At 35.1% G+C, this 23887-nt stretch carries 17 protein-coding genes and 1 riboswitch; of the genes, 10 read left to right on the top strand and 7 right to left on the bottom strand.

Going from position 1 to position 23887, the window contains the following annotated elements; all coding sequences use genetic code 11:
• Window positions 1-86: 86 nt before the first annotated feature.
• Both MTP08_RS02400 and MTP08_RS02395 read left to right on the top strand, forming a co-directional pair.
• Complete coding sequence (locus MTP08_RS02400) at window positions 87-608, top strand: NAD(P)H-dependent oxidoreductase (RefSeq protein WP_243576905.1); 522 nt, start codon at window positions 87-89, stop codon at window positions 606-608.
• A gap of 1 nt (window position 609) precedes the next feature.
• Window positions 610-2487, top strand: coding sequence for a monovalent cation:proton antiporter-2 (CPA2) family protein (locus tag MTP08_RS02395; protein WP_243576904.1), 1878 nt, complete (start codon window positions 610-612; stop codon window positions 2485-2487).
• 1 nt (window position 2488) lies between these two features.
• Here MTP08_RS02395 and MTP08_RS02390 read toward each other — a convergent pair whose 3' ends face one another.
• The gene (locus MTP08_RS02390) at window positions 2489-3298 is read right to left on the bottom strand and encodes a head GIN domain-containing protein (protein ID WP_243576903.1); all 810 of its coding nucleotides are present in this window, start codon (window positions 3296-3298) and stop codon (window positions 2489-2491) included.
• A gap of 144 nt (window positions 3299-3442) precedes the next feature.
• Between MTP08_RS02390 and MTP08_RS02385 the strand changes: the two genes are divergently transcribed.
• From MTP08_RS02385 to MTP08_RS02355, 7 genes are all read left to right on the top strand, one after another.
• Window positions 3443-5584, top strand: coding sequence for a M3 family metallopeptidase (locus tag MTP08_RS02385; protein WP_243577712.1), 2142 nt, complete (start codon window positions 3443-3445; stop codon window positions 5582-5584).
• A gap of 161 nt (window positions 5585-5745) precedes the next feature.
• Window positions 5746-6000: a hypothetical protein gene (locus MTP08_RS02380; RefSeq protein WP_243576902.1), complete on the top strand. Its 255-nt coding sequence runs from the start codon at window positions 5746-5748 to the stop codon at window positions 5998-6000.
• Window positions 6001-6005: 5 nt separating this feature from the next.
• Window positions 6006-6908, top strand: a complete 903-nt coding sequence (locus MTP08_RS02375; RefSeq protein ID WP_243576901.1) for a T9SS type A sorting domain-containing protein — start codon at window positions 6006-6008, stop codon at window positions 6906-6908.
• A 121-nt stretch (window positions 6909-7029) separates the two neighbouring features.
• Window positions 7030-9678: a 4-alpha-glucanotransferase gene (locus MTP08_RS02370; RefSeq protein ID WP_243576900.1), complete on the top strand. Its 2649-nt coding sequence runs from the start codon at window positions 7030-7032 to the stop codon at window positions 9676-9678.
• Window positions 9679-9818: 140 nt separating this feature from the next.
• Entirely contained in the window at window positions 9819-10835 is a 1017-nt protein-coding gene (locus MTP08_RS02365; protein WP_243576899.1) for a hypothetical protein, read from the top strand.
• A gap of 185 nt (window positions 10836-11020) precedes the next feature.
• On the top strand, window positions 11021-11470 hold the full coding sequence (locus tag MTP08_RS02360) for a hypothetical protein (RefSeq protein ID WP_243576898.1): 450 nt from the start codon (window positions 11021-11023) through the stop codon (window positions 11468-11470).
• Between the two features lie 144 nt (window positions 11471-11614).
• Window positions 11615-12124: a ferritin gene (locus MTP08_RS02355; RefSeq protein ID WP_209390716.1), complete on the top strand. Its 510-nt coding sequence runs from the start codon at window positions 11615-11617 to the stop codon at window positions 12122-12124.
• A gap of 65 nt (window positions 12125-12189) precedes the next feature.
• Here the strand turns inward: MTP08_RS02355 and metF are convergent, their stop codons facing one another.
• The 6 genes from metF to MTP08_RS02325 form a co-directional block, all read right to left on the bottom strand.
• Entirely contained in the window at window positions 12190-13149 is a 960-nt protein-coding gene (gene metF, locus MTP08_RS02350; RefSeq protein ID WP_243576897.1) for a methylenetetrahydrofolate reductase [NAD(P)H], read from the bottom strand.
• Between the two features lie 36 nt (window positions 13150-13185).
• On the bottom strand, window positions 13186-15852 hold the full coding sequence (gene metH, locus MTP08_RS02345; RefSeq protein ID WP_243576896.1) for a methionine synthase: 2667 nt from the start codon (window positions 15850-15852) through the stop codon (window positions 13186-13188).
• 100 nt (window positions 15853-15952) lie between these two features.
• Window positions 15953-16963, bottom strand: coding sequence for a homocysteine S-methyltransferase family protein (locus tag MTP08_RS02340; protein ID WP_243576895.1), 1011 nt, complete (start codon window positions 16961-16963; stop codon window positions 15953-15955).
• Between the two features lie 64 nt (window positions 16964-17027).
• Window positions 17028-18233, bottom strand: coding sequence for an O-succinylhomoserine sulfhydrylase (locus MTP08_RS02335; RefSeq protein WP_243576894.1), 1206 nt, complete (start codon window positions 18231-18233; stop codon window positions 17028-17030).
• 32 nt (window positions 18234-18265) lie between these two features.
• Complete coding sequence (locus MTP08_RS02330; RefSeq protein ID WP_243576893.1) at window positions 18266-19807, bottom strand: ACT domain-containing protein; 1542 nt, start codon at window positions 19805-19807, stop codon at window positions 18266-18268.
• Complete coding sequence (locus MTP08_RS02325; RefSeq protein WP_243576892.1) at window positions 19804-20745, bottom strand: alpha/beta fold hydrolase; 942 nt, start codon at window positions 20743-20745, stop codon at window positions 19804-19806. Before MTP08_RS02325 ends, MTP08_RS02330 begins: the two co-directional genes overlap by 4 nt.
• Window positions 20746-20803: 58 nt before the next feature.
• Window positions 20804-20915, bottom strand: a riboswitch (SAM riboswitch).
• Between the two features lie 186 nt (window positions 20916-21101).
• Here MTP08_RS02325 and MTP08_RS02320 point away from each other — a divergent pair.
• Complete coding sequence (locus tag MTP08_RS02320; RefSeq protein ID WP_243576891.1) at window positions 21102-23717, top strand: MGH1-like glycoside hydrolase domain-containing protein; 2616 nt, start codon at window positions 21102-21104, stop codon at window positions 23715-23717.
• Window positions 23718-23887 lie beyond the last annotated feature (170 nt).

Below are 23887 nucleotides of genomic sequence, written 5' to 3'. Positions count from 1 at the left end.
AGATTTCAGTATTAAAATTTAATTAATATTCCCACAGCAATTCATATTTCACGCAATTTTCTTTATATTTACGAAAAACGGGTTCTATGAAAAAAACGCTGGTGGTTTTTGCCCATCCTTATCTTGAACATTCTAATTCAAATGTAGAACTGATTAATTTCTACGTTCGACACCAGCATTTTACTCTTAGGGATTTGTATGAAGAATATCCTGATTTTCATATTGCAGCTTTCAGAGAACGGAAAAGACTTCAGCAATATGACCGTTTTATTTTTCAGTTTCCTATTATTTGGTTTGGCATACCTCCACTTTTAAAATTGTGGATCGATGAAGTTTTGGACCGTAATTGGCTCACTGGAGAAGAAATAAATCCTTTAGAAAACAAAGATATTTATATTGTAGTAACCACCGGCGGAAAAGAAAGATCGTTCTCGAAAAACGGAACCTATAAATATACCATAGATGAAATCATCAGCGGACTTATTGTTTCCCTGAATGTTTTTAAAGCTAACGTAAAAGATATTACAGTGGTTTACGAAGCCCATAAATTATCCAAAAAAGAAATTATTTTACAGAAAAAGAAATTTGTAGATACCTTAAACCAATAGTATGGAAACCACTTTAGCCATGAACACTCTTTTATTCTTAGGCGTTGCCATTATTATGGTTCCGTTAGCCAGAAAATTGGGTTTGAGTTCTGTTATTGGATATATTTTAGGTGGAATTATCATTGGTCCCTACATACTGAAACTTACCGGAAATGATGTAAACGACATTATGCACGCCAGCGAATTTGGAGTAATCATGCTGCTTTTTTTAGTTGGGCTGGAGCTAGAACCCAGAAAGTTTTGGGAAATGCGAAAGAAAATTTTCGGATTAGGTCTTACACAGATGGTTTTAACCATATCTATTCTTTTTGCAATTTTTGTTTTGGCAGGATGGAAAGTAGATAAATCTATTGCTATTGCCATGTGTTTTGCACTTTCTTCCACCGCAATTGTACTGCAGACTCTTCAGGAAAAAAACAATCTTAAAACGCTGGCAGGAGAAGCTTCGTTTTCTACACTATTGTTTCAGGATATTGCTGTAATTCCTATTTTGGCAATTTTACCATTAATAGCAAATTACAAAGCAAGACATCACGATAATGAAGTTCAGATTCTTATCCAAAAACTTCCTGAATGGCTTCAGGCAGGCACGGTAATTTTCGGGGTTGTTATTTTAATTTTACTGGGAAGATACGTTTTTGTTCCATTTTTAAGATACGTTTCTAAAGCCGGAATGACAGAATTACTCACCGCGTCTTCTTTATTTTTGGTAATAGGAGTTTCAGAACTGATGGTTGCCATTGGTTTATCTCCCGCTTTGGGAGCTTTTCTCGCAGGAGTCATGCTAGCCAACAGTGAATTTCGACATGAACTGGAAGCACAGATCGATCCTTTTAAAGGTCTATTGCTTGCCGTATTTTTTGTGAGTGTAGGTTCTACAATGAATTTTAATGTCATTCAGCGAGATCCTGTGCTTATTTTCAGCATTGTTTTTGTGGTTTTGGCAGTAAAGTTTCTTGTTTTATTTGCCATCGGAAAGTTTTTTAAGCTTGATAATCCTCAGAGTCTTTTTTACGCCTTTGCCTTATCTCAGGTTGGAGAATTTGCTTTTGTATTGATTAATTATGCATCCGATCTTTACCTTTTCACTCCGGAAATTAATGCACAAATGATGGCAGTTACAGCAATTACCATGTGTATTACTCCCATTCTGCTCATCATCAACGAAAAATTAATCACTCCAAAATTTATAAAAGAAATCCCAGATACGGATTCCGATTTTAATATTCTTGATAAAAATATTGTTCAGAAAAAAATTATCATTGTTGGTTTCGGACATTTCGGAAGTACGGTGGGAAGACTTTTAAAAGCCAACAAAATTTCCGCAACTGTTTTAGACAGAGATTCGGATCGTGTAAAACTATTGAGAAGCTACGGTTTTAAAGTATATTATGGTGACGCCACTCGACTACCCGTACTTAGAGCCGCAGGAATTGAAGATGCTGAAATTCTGGTATTGTGTCTTGATGATCCTGATGATAATAAATTTATTGCAGAATTTGTGCGAGAACAGTATCCCAATGTAAAAATATTTGTTCGGGCAAAAAACAGAATTGATGCGTATGCCTATCTTGACCAGGGAATTGATAATATTTACCGGGAAACTTTAGGAACAGCGGTAGATATGGCGGTTGATGTTTTGCATGAAACCGGAATGAGAAAATATGCCGCAAGAAGATTAGGACAGAGATTTATGGCGATTGATAAAGATTCGGTAAGAAAACTGGCAAAAACAAACAAAGATGAAGACATGCATCTCTTTACCACAAAAGAAATCCTCCAGAGAGAGGAGGATTTATTAGCTTTCGACAACTTGAATTTCGACCATAAAGATTGGGAAACATTGTCTTCTAACCATGAAGAAAAAGAAAACACTTAATTTATTGAAGACTTACGCTTCCGCCACTGCTTTCTTCTTTAGAAACTACATTTACATTTCCTTTCTTTATGCCTTTCAAACTTCCTCCGGAAGATGCACTTCCTTCAAACTGAGAAACCACTCCTACTTCTATGTTTGCTCCGCTGGAAGACTCTCCTTTCACCAAATCTGCCAATAGATTTTTCGCAGAAATATCACTTCCCGAAGAAGCTTTTAGCGTAGCAGTTTTTGCTTTACCCGACAGTTCTACTGTTGCCGAAGAAGACGCTTCTACTTCAAGATTAACAGCCCAGATATTACCTTTAAAACTTCCGCTGCTTCCTGCATCAATTTTAAATTCGTTGGCTTCTAATTTTCCGGAAATATGTCCGCTGCTGGAAATCTCCAAATCTGTTTTATCCTGCGTAAACTGATCTCTAACCACAATAGTTGCTGCAGAATTAGCTTCCAGCTTAGAGAAATCTCTTGCATAAATTTTCGCCTTAACTTTGGTATTATTAATTACCCTAAATCCTTTTTTGTAATGAATATAGAGCTCCTTTCCATCATTTTCGACCAAAATTTCATTAATAATATTTTCCGGTGCAGAAATCACCACTTTTTCCACATCAGATTTTATAATTTCAGCTTCAATAGCTTGAGAAATTTCAATTTCATCAAAATCACCAGTATATTCTTTTGTTTTTGAAGGTCCATGATCCGAACGAGTAACATTGGGAAGCCAATCTGATTTTTTTTCTTTACTGTCGTTCTTTTTGCATGAAGAGAGTAAAATAAATCCTGAGAAAAGTAAAATTGTACTGTATTTCATGATATAATGTTTAAAAAGTTTAGTTTTTAATATCTTTATACTTTGTTAACAACTAAAATAGGAAATCTGTTACAATCCGCAGTTAAAAGAAAGCTGAAAATATCAGATTTAGATTATTTTTTTGAAAAAACTTATTCAATGTATATTAAAAACGTCTCATCTGTATTGCTGATGGCAGCATTAGCATTCAATTATTCATGTACAACAATGAAAACACAAGACATCCAAAAGGAAATTCCTGTTCCCGATGCTTCTCTTTCATCCAATCCATTAATGAAGAAGAGCAAACTGCAATATGAAGCTCCGGAATTCGACAAAATTAAAAACGAGCATTTTAAACCTGCTTTTGAATTTGGCTTGAAGCAACACGATGCCGAAATTTTAAAAATCGCCAACAATCCCGAAAAAGCTACTTTTGATAATACATTGGTAGCTCTCGAGAAAAGTGGCGAAGTTCTGAAAAGAGCCATCATTATTTTTTCTAATCTAACCGGAGCCAATACCAACCCTACTCTTCAGGCTTTGGATGAAGAATATGCTCCCATTTTTGCAGCTCATTCTGATAAAATGTACCTGAATGAAAAGCTTTATCAGCGAATAAAATCGATTTCAGAAAACGGTTTAGATGCTGAAAGCAAAAAATTACTGCAGTTCTACAAACAAAATTTTGAAATTGCGGGAGCTAATTTATCGGTCTCTGATAAAGAAAAACTCAAACAAATCAATCAGGAATTAGCTTCTCTTTCCACACAATATTCTAATAAATTACTCGAAGCAAGAAAACAGGGCGGAGTATTTTTTTCTGACGCAAAAGAACTGGACGGACTTACTGCCGACGAAATTGCTGCCGCTGCAAATGATGCTAAAAATGCAGGAAAAGAAGGACAATATTTGTTGGCATTGCAAAATACAACGCAGCAACCTCTTCTTCAAAATCTTAAAAACAGAGCTACAAGAGAAAAGCTTTTTAAGGCTTCTTGGACGAGAGCCGAGAAAAACGACAGCAACGATACAAGAGAAACCATCGAAAAATTAGCTGCACTAAGACTGAAAAAAGCACAGGTTTTAGGTAAAAAAAGTTTTGCAGAGTGGAAACTTCAGGATCAAATGGCAAAAACTCCCGAAGCTGCATCCAAACTTATGAACCAATTGGCTATCCCTGCTGTAGAAACGGCAAAACTAGAAGCTAAAGATATTCAGGATTTAATCGATCAGCAAAAAGGAGGTTTCAAGCTAGAACCTTGGGATTGGAATTATTATGCTGAACAGGTAAGAAAAGCTAAATTCGATCTTGATGAAAGCGAAATTAAACCTTATTTTGAAATTACCACTGTTTTGGAAAAAGGTGTATTCTTTGCTGCAGAAAAATTTTACGGTCTTACCTTCAAAAAAAGAACAGATCTACCGGTTTATCACCCCGATGTGGTAACTTATGAAGTGTTCGATCATGATGGGAAATCCTTAGCCATCTATTATCTGGATTTTTATACAAGAGATTCTAAAAATGGCGGAGCTTGGATGAGCAATTTTGTGGAACAGTCTTATCTTTTGGGAACCAAACCTGTAATTGTAAATTGCTATAATTACCAGAAACCCGCCGCAGGAAAGCCTTCTTTAATTAGTTTTGATGATGTGGAAACTATCTTCCATGAGTTTGGGCACTCTATTCATGGTATGTTTGCAAGCCAAAAATATCCTTCTCTTTCAGGAACAAATGTACCGCGTGATTTTGTTGAATTTCCATCACAGATTAATGAGCATTGGGCTTTAAATCCTACGGTACTGAAAAATTATGCTCTTCATTACGAAACTAAAAAACCAATCCCACAAACTCTTGTGGATAAAATAAAGAAAGCGGTAACTTTCAACCAAGGATATATGACTACTGAATTGGTTTCTGCCGCAGAACTGGATATGGATTGGCATACGGTAACTGGTGAAAACCAGCTCATTCCTGTTTTGGATTTTGAAAAACAATCTTTAGCAAAGAACGGATTTACTCTATCTACGGTTCCGCCTAGATATCATAGTCCTTATTTTGCTCACATTTGGGGCGGTGGGTATTCTGCAGGATATTATGCTTATCTCTGGTCTGAAACGTTAGACAGTGATGCCTGGGAATGGATAGAAAATAATGGCGGCCTCACCCGTGAAAACGGAGACCGTTTCAGAAAATATATTCTTTCTGTAGGAAACTCGGTAGATCTTAACCAGGCATTTCGAGATTTTACTGGGCACGATCCAGACATTAAACCACTTTTAAGAAACAGAGGTTTCATTAAATAATTTTTAAAAAGCATTCATTTATTTTGAATGCTTTTTTATTTAAAATCTTTGAGAATTCATCTTAAAACAACTTTCAATTTAATTTTTCATTTTATTTCATTCAATTCAAAAAAAATGTAACTTAGTCATATTAAAACATTTATACATAAAACAAATTAATTATGAAAAAACATTTACTCCCTATCCTCTTCATTTTTGCAGCACATTCTGTAAGCGCACAACAAGATTTTTTTGCACTTACCGGCAAAGATTCTCCTAGAATTGAATTCAATGATTTTCGTGCAATGAATGAAGATGGTACTTCAGGAAAAACTCTTTTAGGATCTACAACTTCTACCAATGTAATTTCACAATCGAAAAAAGCGGCTGTAACGGAAGATAAAAACTCCTATCACAATGCTCAGGCAACAATCTAGCTGCATTGGCATACGATTTATCCGGGAACAATCTGGTCTACATGCCTATGTTTTCGTCCAATGTGTATATTTTAAACCAAAACACAAAAGAAATTACTTTAATTGAAAATTCTGTTGCAAAAGTAACTCCATGCGATATTAATTCGCATATTACCAGAATGGCTACGGGATATGATGGAAATATTTATGCGATCAATAATGCCGGAACACAATTTATTCAGATAAGCAAAAAGAATGGAGAATATTCTGTAAAAGATCTGGGAATTATTAAAGATGATGTTTCAAACGGTAAAAATTCTTTTACTGCGATAGAAAGCGGCTTCGGAGGAGACATGATTGCCGATGCAGACAACAATTTTTATGTATTTTCTGTATCAGGAAACATTTTTAAAATTTCACCAAAAGAATTAACGGCAAAATTTATCGGAAAAATAAGCGGCTTACCCGAAAATTATTCGGTAAACGGAGCGGCCGTAAATGCAAAAGGGAATATTGTAATTGCCAGTGCAAAAGGAGCACCCTTATACGAATTAAGCTTAAAAAACCTTGAAGCAAAGCAACTTCCCGGAGAGCAAAACCTTCATATTTACGACTTGGCAAGCAAATATTTTGTAAACGACAGAGTTACAGCAACGCCAGCAATGGCAAATATTGATGTTTTTCCTACTAAAATAGAAGATCAGTCTTTTACCGTGAATGTGAATGACAAAAATATTCAGGGAAATATTAAATTAGCGGTTTTGGATGCCTCCGGAAAAGTAATTTTTAATACAAACTTATTTGTGAAAGGCGGAAATCTTTCTCAGCAGATTAACTTAAGAAATGTTCCAACAGGAGCTTATTTAGTAAATATTAAAAATGATAAAGGGAAAGTTTTATTGTCAAAAAAAATATTAGTAACAAAATAATTTTCTGAAAATACTAAAAATCTCCACCTCTTCCATTACAGAAGAGGTTTTTTAATGAAAATTTGATTTGGTTACGTATTAATTTTCAAAATTTTAACCGTATTTTTAAAAAAAATATGAGATGAAATTATATTTCAATATAATCTATTATACAAAACCGGGTGAAAATTTAGAACTCATCCTTTTAGAAAAAAATTTACCACCAAGAAGCCATAAAATGTTTCATACAGGCAACGGAGCTTGGAAAGTTGAAATAGATTTTTTTTCTAAAAACATAGAATATTACTATCATATCGCAGATAATGAAGGGAATATTTTAAGAAAAGAACCTGTGAATCATCTTCTGAACTTCCCTCACAATTATAAAGAATTTGCAATTTTTGATGAGTGGAATTCTAAGAATCTTCCCGAAAATTATCTCAACAACAAAATATTAAAGAATAAGCTCAGAAACCTATCTTTTAAAAAGGTTTCTATTTTAAAAAAAAATACGCATCTCTTTAAAATTGAAGCTCCGCTGTATAACCCCGATTGGGAAATAGCAATTATTGGCAATACACCATCTTTAGGCGGATGGAACTATGGCAAAGCAGTTCGCATGGTACAAACCGATGCAGGAATTTGGGAAGCTGCCGTAGAAATTCCTGAAAACAATATCATAGAATATAAATATTCGGTTTTCGATAACAAACTTCAAAAAATAATCGATGTAGAAACAGGCAGTAACCGATCGGCTTTCCCAAACAGCCAAAAGGAAGTGCTGCAAATAATGAATGACTATTATTTCAAATTCAAATCTCAATATATGTATCATGCTGCAGGAGTTGCAGTTCCCGTTTTTTCTTTACGTTCTGAAAACGGTTTTGGAGTTGGTGAATTTTCAGATTTGAAAAAACTTGCAGAATGGGCACAGAAAACCTCACTGGGAATTATTCAGGTTTTACCCATTAATGATACCACCGCAAATTACACTTGGACAGATTCTTATCCGTATGCCGCGATTTCTGTATATGCGTTACATCCACAGTACATTTCTCTTGAAAATCTTGATTATGAGATTCCTCAACATTTAGAAAACGATTTTCTAAAAGAAAAAGCTTACTTAAATTCGCTGAATCTTATCGATTACGAAAAAATGATTGCAGGTAAATGGAAATATCTGAAAGCCATTTTTCAATCTGAAAAAGAGAATATTTTTAAAGACAGAAATTTTAAAAAATTCCTTAAAGACAATGAACGTTGGCTTCTTCCTTACTCAGCTTTCTGTGTATTGAGAGATAAAAATAAAACCCCAAATTTCAATCACTGGAAAACTCACAAAAAATATATTGCAGGAAAAGTTGCTCCATTTTTCAATCCAAAAAATAAAGATTACGAAGAAGCTATGCTGCATTCCTGGGTTCAGTATCAGCTTCATCGGCAGTTAAAGGAAGCTCTGCAATATATCCATTCCGTAGGAGTTTCATTAAAAGGTGATTTACCCATTGGTATTTACAGATATTCTGTTGAAGCTTGGACAGAACCTGAACTTTTCGGTATGAATTTTCAGGCAGGAGCACCACCAGATCAATTTACAGAAATCGGACAAAACTGGGAATTCCCAACTTATAATTGGGAAGCTATGAAGGCAGACCAATACCAATGGTGGAAAAACCGTTTCAAAGCATTGGAACAATATTTTGATGCAATGCGAATAGACCATATTCTAGGGTTTTTCCGGATCTGGAGAATGCCAATTTCTGCTACACAAGGCATTTTAGGATATTTTTATCCCGCAGTTCCTGTAACAACAGAAGAATTCAACATCCGTCATATCCCTTTTAATTTTGAAAGATATTGTACACCATTCATCAATGAAGAAATTGTAAGGAAATATTTCGGAAATGAAACCGAAAAAGCTCTCGAATTCTTAGAAAAGAAAGAAGATGGAACTTTTAGGTTCAAGGAAGAATTTAATACTCAGAGAAAAATTTCAGATTACTTCAAAGAAAAGTCTGATGATTTTTCTGAAAATCTGATAACACTTTGTGCGAATGTTCTTTTTGTAACTGAAGAAAAAAATGGAGAAACGGTTTATCATCCAAGGTTTAATGCATTCCGAACAGAATCTTATTATTACCTTACCGATTGGGAAAAATCTTCTATTTATGAACTTTATCAGGATTATTTCTTTAAAAGACAAGACCAATTATGGAAGCAAAGTGCAATGGAGAAACTTCCCGTGATTCTAAATGCAACAGATATGCTGATTTGCGGAGAAGATCTAGGATTAGTTCCGGCGTGTGTCCCTGAAGTAATGGACGAATTAGCCATTATCGCGCTAAAAGTACAAAGAATGCCATCAGAAAGCATTCCGTTTTACAATCCGAAAAATGCTGGATATATGAATGTGGTAACCGCTTCTTCGCACGATAGTTCTACATTAAGACAATGGTGGAAAGAAAATGCGGAATTAACTCAGAAATATTTTAATGAGCAATTAGGACAGTTCGGAAAAGCTCCTGAAAATTTAGAACCATATTTAGCTGAAATAATTATGAAACAGCATTTGTATAATGATGCTATGTTGGTTATTTTTCCTATTCAGGAATTTTTTGCCACAGATTATAATCTAGTTAATCATCTTGAAGACAATGAGAGAATTAATAATCCCGCAGTATTTCCTCACTATTGGCGATACAGAATGCATGTAAATTTGGATACTCTTGTGAATTATTCAGAATTTAACCAAAAAATTTCAGAATGGATTAATGACAGCGGAAGAAACTAAAAAATATTTCACTGATTATCAAATATTTAAAATAAATTAAACCTGAAGTTAAATCTTAAGATTTAACTTCTTTTTTGTATTTGCATCAAAAAGACAAGAACGAAAGTTTTTATTTAACCAACCAATTAACTATTTAAGAAATGAAAAAAATATTTATAGGATTAGCGCTCGGCTTAGCATCTTTTGCTTTTGCGCAGCAATATCCAAATAACGGATGGGGCAACAATGGTTATTACGGCAATAATGATGACTATTATAGTGACGAAGATGACCGAAATTTGTTCCCAGACGATTACTATTACAATTATCCGCAAGATTATTATCCACAGGATTATTACCAAAGTTATTATAATGATTACCGACAAAGTATCTATAATATAGACTGGAATCGTTTTTTTGTACAGCAGAGACTCAACCGTTGGCAAATAGATCAGATTTTATACCTTAATAATCTCTATTCTAATTTTGCAGCTTGGGATAATTTTTACCGATACAATCCGGACAGATGGTATTATGACAGGTTTTATGCAATGGAAAGAATTTTAGGACCAAGAGTATTTGTAGTTTTCCAAAACAGATATTATAATGGTTACAATCCTATTGCTTATTTCCAGAATTATAGAAGAACTTATTATGTTCCGAGATTTCGGGTGATGCCGCGATATAGAAACGTAAATATTAATGTTTACAGAGTAGATAGAAACAGTTTTAGAAATGATAATCCTACACTGAATGTTGTAAGAAATTCTGGCTTTAGAAATGGTACTCCGAATGGAAATTCAGGATTCCGAAACGATACTGGAAATACAAGATCCAATTCAGGTTTTAGAAATCCGGATATGGGAACGAGAGGAAATTCCGGATTTGGAGGAAGAGACAATGGCGGTTTTAGAAATAATCAGCCAAGTACTCCCAATGCATCAAGTCCAGAAGTAATTACTCCAAGAGATAATGGTGGTTTCAGAAATAATCAACCTAGAAATTTTGAGTCTCCCAGACCTCAGGTTATAACTCCGAGAGACAACGGAGGATTTAGAAACCAGCCAAGAATGGAAAATTCAAGTCCAAGAATTCAGAACAGCATGCCAAGACAGGAAAATAATAACCGTGGCGAGGGAAGAAGTTCAGGATTCCGAGGAAATTTAGTAAGAAATTAGTTTTTTTTAGTTTTCATATATTATATTTGAGTGGTATTGAGAGTAAATATTTTTATTTACTCTCTTTTATTTTTAAAATATTATTAAATATTTAATAATAAAATTTAACTTATTTTATGAATTTAATTTTTAACCTCAACTATTTTTTTTCATCAAAAAGATATAACAAATACATATTCAAACCCATGAAAAAATTAGTATTAGCGTTATTTATTGCAACAGGAAGTTTAGCAATGGCGCAAATAAAACCAGATGGTAAAAAATTTAATAAAGAAGAAATGCAGAAAAAAATGGAGATGAAGGAACAGCAAAGACTCTCTGATATGCAAAAGGAACTGAATTTGAACCAAGCTCAGGTAGATAAAATAAAAAACTTACACGAACAACGCAAAGCTGAAATGCGTGAAGAGTTCGAGAAAAACAAAGGTGAAAGACAGGCAAAATTTGAGCAGATGAAAGCCCGAAAACAACAAATGGACAACGAAATGAAGAACATTCTTTCACCAGATCAGTTTGAAAAATGGCAGGCTTCCAGAAAAGCAAAAATAGAAGAAAGAAAGGCGATGATGAAAGACAGAGCAGTAAATGGGGAAAGAAAAATGATGAAAAAACCTCATCCGGATGCTTCTATGTAAAAAGAAAAGTAGTTTATAATTTTGATTTTAATGTTGAAAGGGCAGGATATTTCCTGTCCTTTTTGTATTCGTTCTAAACTTAAATTGAGTCTAAAACTTTTGAATTTCCCTTTTAATGATTATTTTTGAATACAAATTTATATTATGGTTAGTGAAAAAATTGCACAGCTCATTAACGAGCAAATTGCTCATGAGCAGTACGCAGCACAATATTATCTCTCGATGTCTGCATGGTTTTCTTCAAAAGATTTAGACGGAATTGCCAATTACTTCCGTGTACAAAGCAAAGAAGAACTAATGCATGCCGACAAAATGTTTGATTATCTTAACGATGTTGGGAGTAACATTATTTTAGGGGAAATCTCTAAACCTCCACATGAATTCGAAAGTGCAATCGACATTTTTGAAAAGGCTCTGGAGCATGAGAAAAAAGTAACAAAAAGTATTTTTAACATTGTTAAAAATGCCAATGAGGAAGGAGATTTTGCAACTACATCATTCTTGCAGTGGTTTATTAATGAGCAGGTAGAAGAAGAAGCAAGTGCCTCTCAGTTGGTAACGAAAATTAAAATGGTATCCGATAATCCGTCTGCGTTATATCTTTTTGATCAGGAATTGGCAAAAAGAGTTTTTGCACCCGATACTACAGCATAAAGTTGAATTTTTCAGGATAAAATTAGGGCGGAGCCAAAGGCTCCGCCCTAATTTTAAATATTCAATTAAAAAAGTTCTCCTGCCACTTTCTTAATATTATCACTTTTACCCATAGAATAAAAGTGCAGTACAGGAACTCCGAAATCCAGCAACTCTCTGCACTGGCTGACTGCCCACTCTATCCCAATTTGTTTAACTGCTTCATTATTTCTGGCATTTTCAACAGCGTTAATTAAATCCTCCGGTAAATCTATTTTAAATACCTGAGGCAGTAATTTCAAATGCTTTTTGGTTGCAATAGGCTTAATTCCGGGAATAATAGGAACAGTAATTCCCATTTCCCTTGCTTTCTTCACAAACTCTATAAATTTTTTATTGTCGAAAAACATTTGCGTCACAATATAATCTGCACCGGCATCAACTTTTTGTTTTAACCATTTCAGATCATAATTCATAGAGGGTGCTTCCATATGCTTCTCGGGATAACCGGCCACGCCTATGCAGAATTTGTTGTGTTCATCACAAATTTCGTCCTGATTGTGAAGATATTTACCTCTCCCCAAATCATTAATTTGATGAACCAAATCCATTGCACTCGCATGACCTCCCTGAGTTGGCTCAAAATACTGAAGTCCTTTCATCGCATCGCCACGAAGTGCCATAATATTATCAATTCCCAGATACATACAATCTACCAAAAGATATTCGGTTTCTTCTTTGGTAAAACCTCCGCAAAGCAAATGCGGAACGGTATCTATATTATATTTATGCTGAATTGCGGCACAAATCCCTAAAGTTCCCGGACGCATTCTGGTGATTCGGCGTTCCATCAAACCATTACCTTTATCAATGTAGATATATTCTTCTCTGGAAGTGGTGACATCAATAAACGGAGGTTTAAATTCCATTAAAGGGTCTATATTTTTATATAAATCTTCAATTCCAATACCTTTTTGAGGCGGAACAACTTCGAGAGAGAATAAAGTTTTTCCGTTTGCATTTTTTATATGGTCGGTGATTTTCATGTAATGATAGTAAGTTTAATTTTTTGTTTTTTCAGCTTAAATTCCATCTGCCAAATTAGGATTCAGCCATTTTCTTGCTTCCTGTAAAGAAATACCTTTTCTTTCGGAATATTCTTTCAACTGGTCTTCGTCAATTTTACCCAAACCAAAATATTTGGCGTGTGGGCTTCCGAAATAATACCCCGAAACCGATGCCGTTGGGAACATCGCTAAGCTTTCGGTTAAATAAACTCCAATTTTTTCTTCTACTTTTAGCAAGTCCCAAATTGCATGCTTTTCCAAATGATCCGGACATGCAGGATATCCAGGAGCAGGGCGGGTTCCTTTATATTTTTCGGCAATTAATTCTTCGTTGCTTAAATTTTCCTGATTGGCGTAGCCCCAATATTCTGTACGGACTTTTTTATGCAAAAATTCGGCATAAGCTTCTGCAAAACGGTCTGCCAAAGCTTTTACCATAATCGCATTATAATCATCGTTCGCTTTTTCATATTCTTCAGCCAGTTCATCGGTTCCGAAACCTGTTGTTACACAGAAAGCTCCCACATAATCGGTTTTTTCTGAATTTTGAGGAGCAATAAAATCGCTTAAAGCCAGATAATCTTTTCCCTGAGAACGCTGTGCCTGTTGTCTTAAAGTAATGAATTTTGACTGCCGAACACCATTTTCATCGAAGATCAAAATATCATCCGTTTCATTGGAATTTGCTTTAAAGATTCCGAAAACTGCTTTTGCCGTCAATAGTTTTTCATCTAAAATTCTTTTTAAAATAACCTGTGCATCTTTAAATAATTCTGTTGCCTGAGTTCCTACTACCTCATCTTCTAAAATATCCGGATATTTCCCATGGAGATCCCAGCTTCTGAAAAACGGCGACCAATCGATAAAAGGTAATAATTCTCTCAAATCCTGATTTTCAAAAACCTGAATACCTAAATTGTTCGGTGTAAAAATTTCTTCTTTTTCCCAATCTATTTTAAACTTATTCTTTCGGGCATCTTCAAGAGAAGCATAATTTTTTTCCACCTGCCTGTTCAGAAATTTTTCTCTAAAATCTGAATAATCGGTTTTTAAATCTTCAACATATTCTTTGTTTCTGTCACCCAATAATGAACTCACTACATTTACCGCTCTGGAAGCGTCATTAACATGCACAACGGCATTTTTATATTTTAAATCTATTTTCACAGCGGTATGGGCTTTTGAAGTAGTTGCACCGCCTATCAATAAAGGAAAATCTAAATTTTGTCTCTCTAATTCTGAAGCGATATACACCATTTCGTCCAAACTTGGCGTAATCAATCCGCTCAAACCAATCACATCCACCTGATGCTCAACAGCCGCCTGAATGATTTTTTCGGCAGGAACCATCACCCCCAAATCAACAATTTCGTAATTATTACAGCCCAAAACTACACTTACGATATTTTTACCAATATCGTGAACATCGCCTTTTACCGTAGCCATCAGAATTTTACCATTGGCTTTCTGGGTATGATCTTTTTCTGCCTCTATGAACGGCTGAAGATATGCTACCGCCTTTTTCATAACACGGGCAGATTTTACAACCTGTGGAAGGAACATTTTCCCGCTTCCGAAAAGGTCGCCCACAACACCCATTCCCACCATCAGATTAACTTCAATCACATGCAGTGGTCTTTCAGACTGAAGCCTTGCTTCTTCTACATCTTCTTCTATAAAACGATCTATTCCTTTCACTAAAGAATGGGTAATTCTGTCCTGTAAAGAGTGGGTACGCCATTCAAGTTCTTCTGTTTTTTCCTTTTTAACCGATTTATTACGTTCAGAATAATCTAAAAGCCTTTCGGTGGCATCATCTCTTCTGTCAAGAATCACATCTTCAACTAATTCCAGAAGCTCTTTATTTATTTCATCATAAACCTCGAGCATTGCAGGATTTACGATTCCGATATTCATCCCAGCCTGAATAGCGTGATACAGGAAAACCGAGTGCATGGCTTCTCTCACGGTATCATTCCCACGAAATGAAAACGAAACATTAGAAACTCCTCCGCTCACAGACGCATACGGAAGATTCTGACGAACCCAGCGCGTTGCCTCAATAAAATCGATGGCATTTTTGCGATGTTCTTCCATTCCCGTAGCTACCGGAAATATATTTAAATCGAAAATTATATCTTCTGCAGGAAATTTAACCTCATTAACCAATATATCGTACGATCTTTTGGTAATTTCAATTCTTCTTTCGTAATTATCAGCCTGCCCAACCTCATCAAAAGCCATCACAATAACCGCCGCACCGTATCTCTTAATAGCTTTGGCGTGTTTTACGAACTCTTCTTTTCCTTCTTTTAAACTGATGGAATTTACCACGCATTTACCCTGTACCACCTGAAGACCGGTTTCCAAAATTTCCCATTTGGAAGAATCAATCATAATCGGAATTTTAGAGATATCCGGCTCTGACCCAATAAGATTAAGGAATTTGACCATGGAAGCTTTACCATCAATAAGACCGTCATCAAAATTGACATCCAAAATCTGAGCTCCTCCATCTACCTGATCTCTGGCGATATCTAAAGCTTCTGAAAATTTTTCTTCTTTAATTAATCGAAGAAATTTTTTGGAACCCGCCACATTGGTTCTCTCTCCAACATTAATAAAATTAGACTCCGGAGTTATAATAAGGGGCTCAAGCCCTGATAATTTTAAGTATTTCATCTTTTAATTTACCAATATAAAAGTTTACCCATATAACAATATGATTCTTTACTTCGTTCAGAATAATATTTTGTTAGACAACTAATAAACTGATGCATTGTTATATTGTTACGTTAAGTTTTCTTGGCTGGTAGGTTTGTACCAAATCTGCAATTGCTTTAATATGGTCTGGTGTTGTACCACAACATCCACCAATAATATTAATTAAACCTTTCTCGGCATATTCTCTGATCTGTTCAGCCATAAATTCCGGAGATTCATCATACTGCCCGAAAGCATTGGGAAGACCCGCATTCGGGTAAGCTGAAATATGGAACTCTGAATTATGTGACAATGTTTCTAAATAGGGAGTTAACTGATTGGCTCCGAGTGCACAATTAAAACCCACACTTAATAAATTTAGGTGTGAAACAGAAATCAAGAATGCTTCTGCGGTTTGTCCGCTTAATGTTCTTCCTGAAGCATCGGTAATTGTTCCTGAAACCATAATAGGAATTGAAATCCCTCTTTCTTCCTGAATTTCATCAATAGCAAATAATGCCGCTTTGGCATTTAAGGTATCAAAGATGGTTTCCACCAGCAAAATATCTGAACCTCCGTCTAATAAAGCTTCACATTGCTGTTTGTAAGCTACACGCAATTCTTCAAAAGTAATCGCCCGAAAACCCGGATCATTAACATCAGGACTTAAACTCGCTGTTCTGTTGGTAGGCCCGATAGAACCGGCAACAAATCGCGGTTTATCAGGATTTTGAGCTGTGAATTCATCACAAACTTTTCTGGCAATTTTTGCAGATTCATAGTTCAATTCATACACCAAATCCTGCATGTGATAATCTGCCATCGCAATCGTAGTTCCCGAAAACGTATTGGTTTCTATAATATCTGCCCCAGCTTCCAAGTATTTTTTATGAACTTCCTTTATTGCATGAGGCTGCGTTAATGAAAGTAAATCGTTATTTCCTTTTACCGGATGTTCCCAATCCTTGAAACGTTCGCCACGATAATCTTCTTCTTCAAATTTGTACCGCTGCAACATAGTTCCCATTGCTCCGTCCAGAACTAAAATTCTGTCGGATAATGCTTTGTATAATTGTTCTGAATTTTTCATTTTATATTTAGGCTAAAGCCATTTTTTCTTTTATATTCAAACAGGCTAAAGCCCATTCATTGAATTAATCCAACGCTTGTTTCAGATCTGCAATAATATCATCCACATGCTCCAAACCAACAGAGCAACGAACCAAACCTGCAGTAATGCCAACTTCATTTCTTTCGTCATCAGACAGTTTAGAATGCGTTGTAGAAGCCGGATGCGTTACTATCGTTCTTGTATCACCAAGATTGGCAGAAAGAGAACACATTTTAATTTTGTCTAAAAAATTTCTTCCGCCTTCTATGCCTCCTTTAATTTCAAAGGCAACAATATTCCCTCCTAATCTCATTTGCTTTTTGGCAATTTCGTAACTAGGATGAGACTTTAGGAAAGGATATTTCACCAATTCTACCTGAGGATGATTTTCTAAAAATTCTGCTACTTTTAAGGCATTTTCGCAATGTTTTTCAACACGGATGGCTAAAGTTTCTAAACTTTTAGATAAAACCCAGGCATTAAATGGAGACATTGCCGGTCCTGTATTTCTCGCAAAGAGATAAATCTCACGGATTAAATCTGCCTTTCCCACGGCAACACCACCCAAAACTCGACCTTGACCGTCAATTAATTTGGTAGCAGAATGCACCACAATATCTGCTCCATACTTTATGGGCTGTTGAAGATAAGGTGTGGCAAAGCAGTTATCTACAATAAACAGAAGATTATGCTTTCTGGCTATTTTTCCGAAAAATTCGAGATCCAAAACTTCGATGGCAGGATTTGTAGGGGTTTCAAGATAAAGTATTCTGGTGTTTGGCTGAATATATTTTTCAACATTTCCGGCATCATTTGCTTTAAAATAAGTCGTTTCAATATTCCATTTAGGGAAATATTTTGTAAACAGAGTATGAGTTGAACCAAAAACCGACTGACAGCTCACAATGTGATCGCCTGCATTGAGCAAACTCGCAAATGTTGAATAAATAGCCGCCATTCCTGTAGCAAAAGCATATCCCGCTTCTGCGCCTTCCATTTGTACGATTTTGTCTGTAAATTCGGAGACGTTCGGATTTGAAAAACGGCTGTATAAATTTTTCGATTTCTCTTCAGCAAAACTTGCTCTCATATCTTCTGCATCCTCAAAAACAAAGCTTGATGTAAGAAAAAGCGGCGTAGAATGCTCATCAAACTGAGTTCTTTCCGTTTGGGTTCTTATCGCAAGAGTTTCAAAATTGACTGAAGGTTGAAGGTTCTCTGTTGATGGTTTTTCTTCGTTGTTCATCATTAATACATTTTACTTTGTACGTTGTACAAAAATTATTTGGTTTCACTAAGTCTTAAAATATCTCCAAAAACGCCTCTTGCTGTCACTTTAGCTCCCGCTCCGGCTCCCATAATAACGATTGGATTTTCACCATAACTTTCGGTATAGATTTCGAAAATTGAATCTGAACCTTTTAACTGTCCTAAAGCTGACGTCGCAGATACGGAAACAAGTTTTACATCGAGCTCACCTTTTTCTTTCTGTAAATCTCCATGAAGATCTCCCACATACCTTAAAACATGATCAGGCTCTTGGTTTTTCTTCAATTTTTCGTATTCTTCATCCAATTCTTCCAACCTTTCAAGAAATTCCTGCTTTGAAACCGACTGCAAAGTTTTAGGAACTAAATTTTGAATTTTTATATCATTAAATTCATTAATTAAATCTAATTCTCTTGCCAAAATCAGTAGTTTTCTTGCAACATCATTTCCGGATAAATCTTCTCTGGGATCTGGCTCTGTAAAGCCTTTTTCTAATGCTTCTTTGATAATGACAGAAAATCTGTCTTCTCTCAGAGAAAAATTATTAAATACATAACTTAAAGTTCCTGAGAAAACTCCTTTTATTCTTGTGATATTTTCCCCGGAAAGATGGAGTAATTTAATCGTATCTATCAAAGGTAATCCTGCACCTACATTGGTTTCGTAAAGATATCTTCTGTTATTTTTATTCAAAATATATCTTAGCTGACGGTATTCTGAAATCGGAAGTGTATTGAAAATTTTGTTGGATGAAACCAGATCAAAACCATTTTCTGCTAAAACAGGATAATTGTTTACAAAATCTTTACTTGCCGTATTATCTACCACAATTAGGTTTTCCAGTTGATTGTCTTTGGAAAACTGGATGAGTTTTTCAATATCCGAAGAATTTTCTGCGGTGAGTACCTCATCATTCCAGTTTTTATCAAAACCTTTTTTATTGAAAGCTATTTTTTTAGAATTAGCGACTGCTACTATTTTAAGGTCTATTTTTTTACGCCTTCTGATTTCTTCTGAAGACTCTAAAACCTGTTCTATTAATGTTTCACCCACATTTCCGTGACCAATAATCGCTAAATGAACCGTTTTCGGCTTTTTAGAAATTTCAGACTCAATAATATTTTTTGATTTCTCGTCTTGTGAAGAAGTTACGACAATATTTACTCTTTTTTCAGCTGCATTTTGGTTCAAAAGTAAAGGAAACACATTATTTCTTGCCAATTCTGCCAATACTTTATTGAAATCTTCGGTAACAAAGCCTAAAACCGAAACATTATTGATGCTGTAAATTTGGGAAACCTTTCCTGATTTTCTTTCTGCTTCAAACTCATCAATTAAGCAATTTACTGCTTTTTCAGAATCATTTTCATGCACCAAAATAGATAATCCGTTTTCAATAGCCTGTTGAGAAATGACTCCTACGCTAATTCGTGCTAAGGTAAGTGCCTTAAAAATTCTTCCATCAATCCCTATTTCTCCAAGAAAATCTTCCCCTTCAAATTTGATGATGGATCTGTTTTTTAAAAATTTTATTTCGTTGGTATTATTTTTCATCTTAATATATTTTTAATGATTGTATTTAATTGTTCGTATTCCATTAAAAAGGCATCGTGCCCATGTATTGAAGTGATCTCGTGATAAAAGACATTTTCCTTTTTCTCCTTAAGTTTTTCGAAGCCCATTCGTATTTCAGAAGCCGGGAAAAATAAATCGGTATCAACGGAGATCATGTGCATTCGAGATTGAATTTTCTCTAATTTTTCCTCTTCTGCATTGATATTCATCAGCAGATGATTCATCAACCTGTAAGATTTTAAACTAAATCTTTCGTTTAATGTATTTCCATGATGAATAAGCCAGTCTTCAGATTCTAATCTGTCTTTTTCGTTGTTAAATTTATTTTGAAATCTATCATTTAAAGACTGTGGCGTTCGGTAGCATAACATCGCATGAATCCTGGCTTTCTGTAGAGGCTCATTAGGTTGATTTAGCAGAAATTTCTGAACCAGGCATTGTGCGTGAAGCCAATCGTGGGTTTTGTAATCGCTGGCAACAGGAATGAAAATATCGGCAAGATCCGGTTTTTTCACCAGCATTTCCCAACCGATTGCCCCGCCCAAAGAACCTCCTATAATGGTATATAGTTTTTTAATGTTTAAAACTTCAAGACCTTTCAAAAAGATATTGGCAATATCTGAAGGTGTGAAATCTTCATACTCATCTACAAAAAAATCATCAAACCCGTTCCCTGGAATATTAAAACACAAAACAGTAAATCTCTGGGTATCAATTACCTGCTTTTCACCAATTAATTGTTTCCACCATCCTTTTTCCCCAGAAACATTTGAATTTCCGGTTAAGGCATGATTCACCAAAATAATCGGTGCAGAAAACAAGTCTTTCCCAAAGAACTGATAGCTCAACGGGATGCTATATTCCTTACCGGAATTGGTGTGATACGAAAAAGTAATATGTTTAAGCTCAGCTTTCAATTCTATTATTTTAATACAATTGAAAATGCCACAGGAAATGGCTGAAAAGAACTTCAGTAAGTTATCTGTCCAAAAAAAAATAATTTGGTAGAACGTAGCACCTTCATTGCATGAGCAAAGGGTTGCTAAGGTTTCACAGGGTCTAATCCCTCAACCTTTCTTGATAACATTTTCAATATTTGAATGAACGAATGATGCAAATATAAAAATTTAATTTTAATTATTGATGAAAATTTAATTTTACTTCAAACATGCCTTATCATAGGCAATTTGGATAAACATTAATGATATTTGAAATGGTATGAGTTGGAATTTTTTATCAAAAAAACTACCTTCGTAATGAAAATAGGTTGAAAATGAATACTGAAAAGCAAAGATTACTAGATAAAGAATGGAAAAACTGGGGTCCTTACGTAAGCAACAGACAATGGGGCAATGTAAGGGAAGATTACAGTCCAAACGGTGATGCCTGGAATTTTGCCAATCACGACAATGCAGAAAGCCGCACTTACCGATGGGGAGAAGAAGGTATTGCCGGGATTTCGGATATAAAACAACTTTTCTGTTTTGCATTTTCATTTTGGAATAAAAAAGACATCAGAATAAAAGAACGTCTTTTTGGACTTAGCAATCCGCAGGGAAATCATGGAGAAGATATTAAAGAAATTTTTTATTATCTCGACAATACGCCTACTCACAGTTATATGAAAATGGTGTACAAATATCCCATTAACGAGTTTCCTTACGAGGACATTCTCAATGAAAATGCAAGCCGTTCCAAAAAAGATCCAGAATACGAGCTATTCGATACCGGAATTTTTGATAATGATGAATACTTCGATATTTTTATAGAATACTGTAAATCTGATGCCCATGATATTTTGATAAGAGTAACAGCGTGCAACAGAAGCGATAAAGATGCTCCTTTGGTTATTTTACCAACTATTTGGTACAGAAACAACTGGAAATGGGGTTACAACGAATACAAAGGACAGACTGAAGCGGGAAAAGATGGCTGCATTAATGTATTACACAATAGTATTTCTATAAAAAAGTTTTACAGCAAAAATAAAAATGCAAAAAGAGTTTTTTGTGAAAATGAAACCAACCATCCTAAATTAGATGGAGTTCCTGCGGTAGAAAACACTTACTACAAAGACGGAATTAATGATTATATCATTCATCATCACGAAACAATAAACCCGGAGCAAAGAGGGACCAAAGCCGCATTTGTAATAGATGAAATAATTAAAGCAAAAGAATCAAAAACTTTTGAATTCCGTTTATCTCCGTATGATATGGATGATGCTTTTTATCAGTTTGATGAAATATTTGCTGCAAGAATTAAAGAAGCGGATGATTTTTACAGTGAAATCCAACAGGACACTTACATTGAAGATGAAAAAAATGTTCAAAGACAGGCATTTGCCGGGTTGCTTTGGAACAAACAGTTTTATCATTATAATGTCGGAAAATGGCTCCACGGCGATCCTAATTACGAAGCTCCACGAGATTTCAAATATTATGTAAGAAATGCAGAATGGGAACATCTTCACAATAAAGACATTATTTCCATGCCAGATAAATGGGAATATCCTTGGTATGCAACGTGGGATTTGGCGTTTCACTGTGTTCCTTTTGCTATTATTGATGCCGAATTTGCCAAAAACCAACTCCTTTTACTTACCAAAGAATGGTATATGCATCCCAATGGGCAAATGCCGGCTTACGAATGGAATTTAAGTGATGTAAATCCGCCCGTTCATGCTTGGTCTTGCTTCAGAGTTTTTAAAATTGATGAAAAAATGAATGGCAAACCCGATTTGCTCTTTCTTGAAAAAGTTTTTCAGAAATTATTACTCAATTTCACTTGGTGGGTGAACCGAAAAGATAAAAATGGTAAAAATATTTTTGGAGGTGGCTTTTTAGGACTTGATAATATTGGTGCGTTTGACAGAAACATGGAACTGAAAGACGGCGAACATCTAGAGCAGGCGGATGGAACGAGTTGGATGGCAATGTATGCTCTCAATATGATGAGAATCGCTATGGAACTTGCACAGTATTATCAGGTATACGAAGATATGGCGATTAAGTTTTTCGAGCATTACCTTTACATTGCAGAAGCTATGGAAAATATGGGTGAAGGCAAAGAAGGACTCTGGAATGAAGAAGACGGCTTTTTCTACGATGTTTTACAGCTCGGTAATGGAGAAAGCGTTTCTCTGAGATTAAGAAGTATTGTGGGACTTATACCGATGTTTGCCGTTGAAATTATAGATCATCATCTGCTCGACAAAATGCCTAATTTCCGAGAAAGAATGGATTGGGTGCTTAAAAACAAGCCCGAACTTACCAAACTGGTTTCTCACTGGGATGAAGAAGGCAGCGGAAGAAAACATCTAATGAGTATTTTAAGAAAAAACAGACTTACAAAAGTGCTGAGCAGAATGTTGGATGAAAAAGAATTCTTAAGTTCTTATGGAATTCGGGCAATGTCTAAAGTTTACGAAAAAGAACCCTTTGTTTTCACCGTTCACGGCAATAAAAATGTAGTTTATTACACTCCTGCGGAAAGTGACAGCAGAATGTTTGGCGGAAACAGTAATTGGAGAGGTCCTATTTGGTTTCCTATTAATTTTCTGATTGTTGAAAGCTTACAGAGATTTCATTTTTATTACGGGAACAGCTTAAAAGTAGAATTTCCAACCGGAAGCGGAGAAGAGAAAAATCTTGATGAAGTCGCCCAAAATATCAGCGGAAGACTGTGTTCTATTTTTCTGAAAGATGAAAGCGGACAACGTGCTTTTAATGGTGGAAATTACAAATTTAATTATGATCCCCATTTTAAAGATTATATCACTTTTTACGAATATTTTCATGGTGACAACGGAAGAGGAGTCGGTTCATCTCACCAAACAGGCTGGACTGCCACTGTTGCTAAACTTCTGAAGCCAAGACTGACAACTTAAATTTAAAACCATCCATGAAAATTAAATTTCGTCAATAATTAGTGATCAACTATCTATAACTAAGTTTACATCTGAAACCCGAATTTTATTACAAAATCAATCAAATCAATATTTCAATTAATTATTACCATTAAATTAACAATAAAAATGAAAATAAAACAATAAAATAC

Source organism: Chryseobacterium oryzae (genome assembly GCF_022811665.1).
Taxonomy (GTDB): Bacteria; Bacteroidota; Bacteroidia; order Flavobacteriales; family Weeksellaceae; genus Chryseobacterium; species Chryseobacterium oryzae.
The sequence above is the reverse complement of the archived record's forward strand: the minus strand, read 5'-3'. Positions and strand labels throughout refer to the sequence as shown.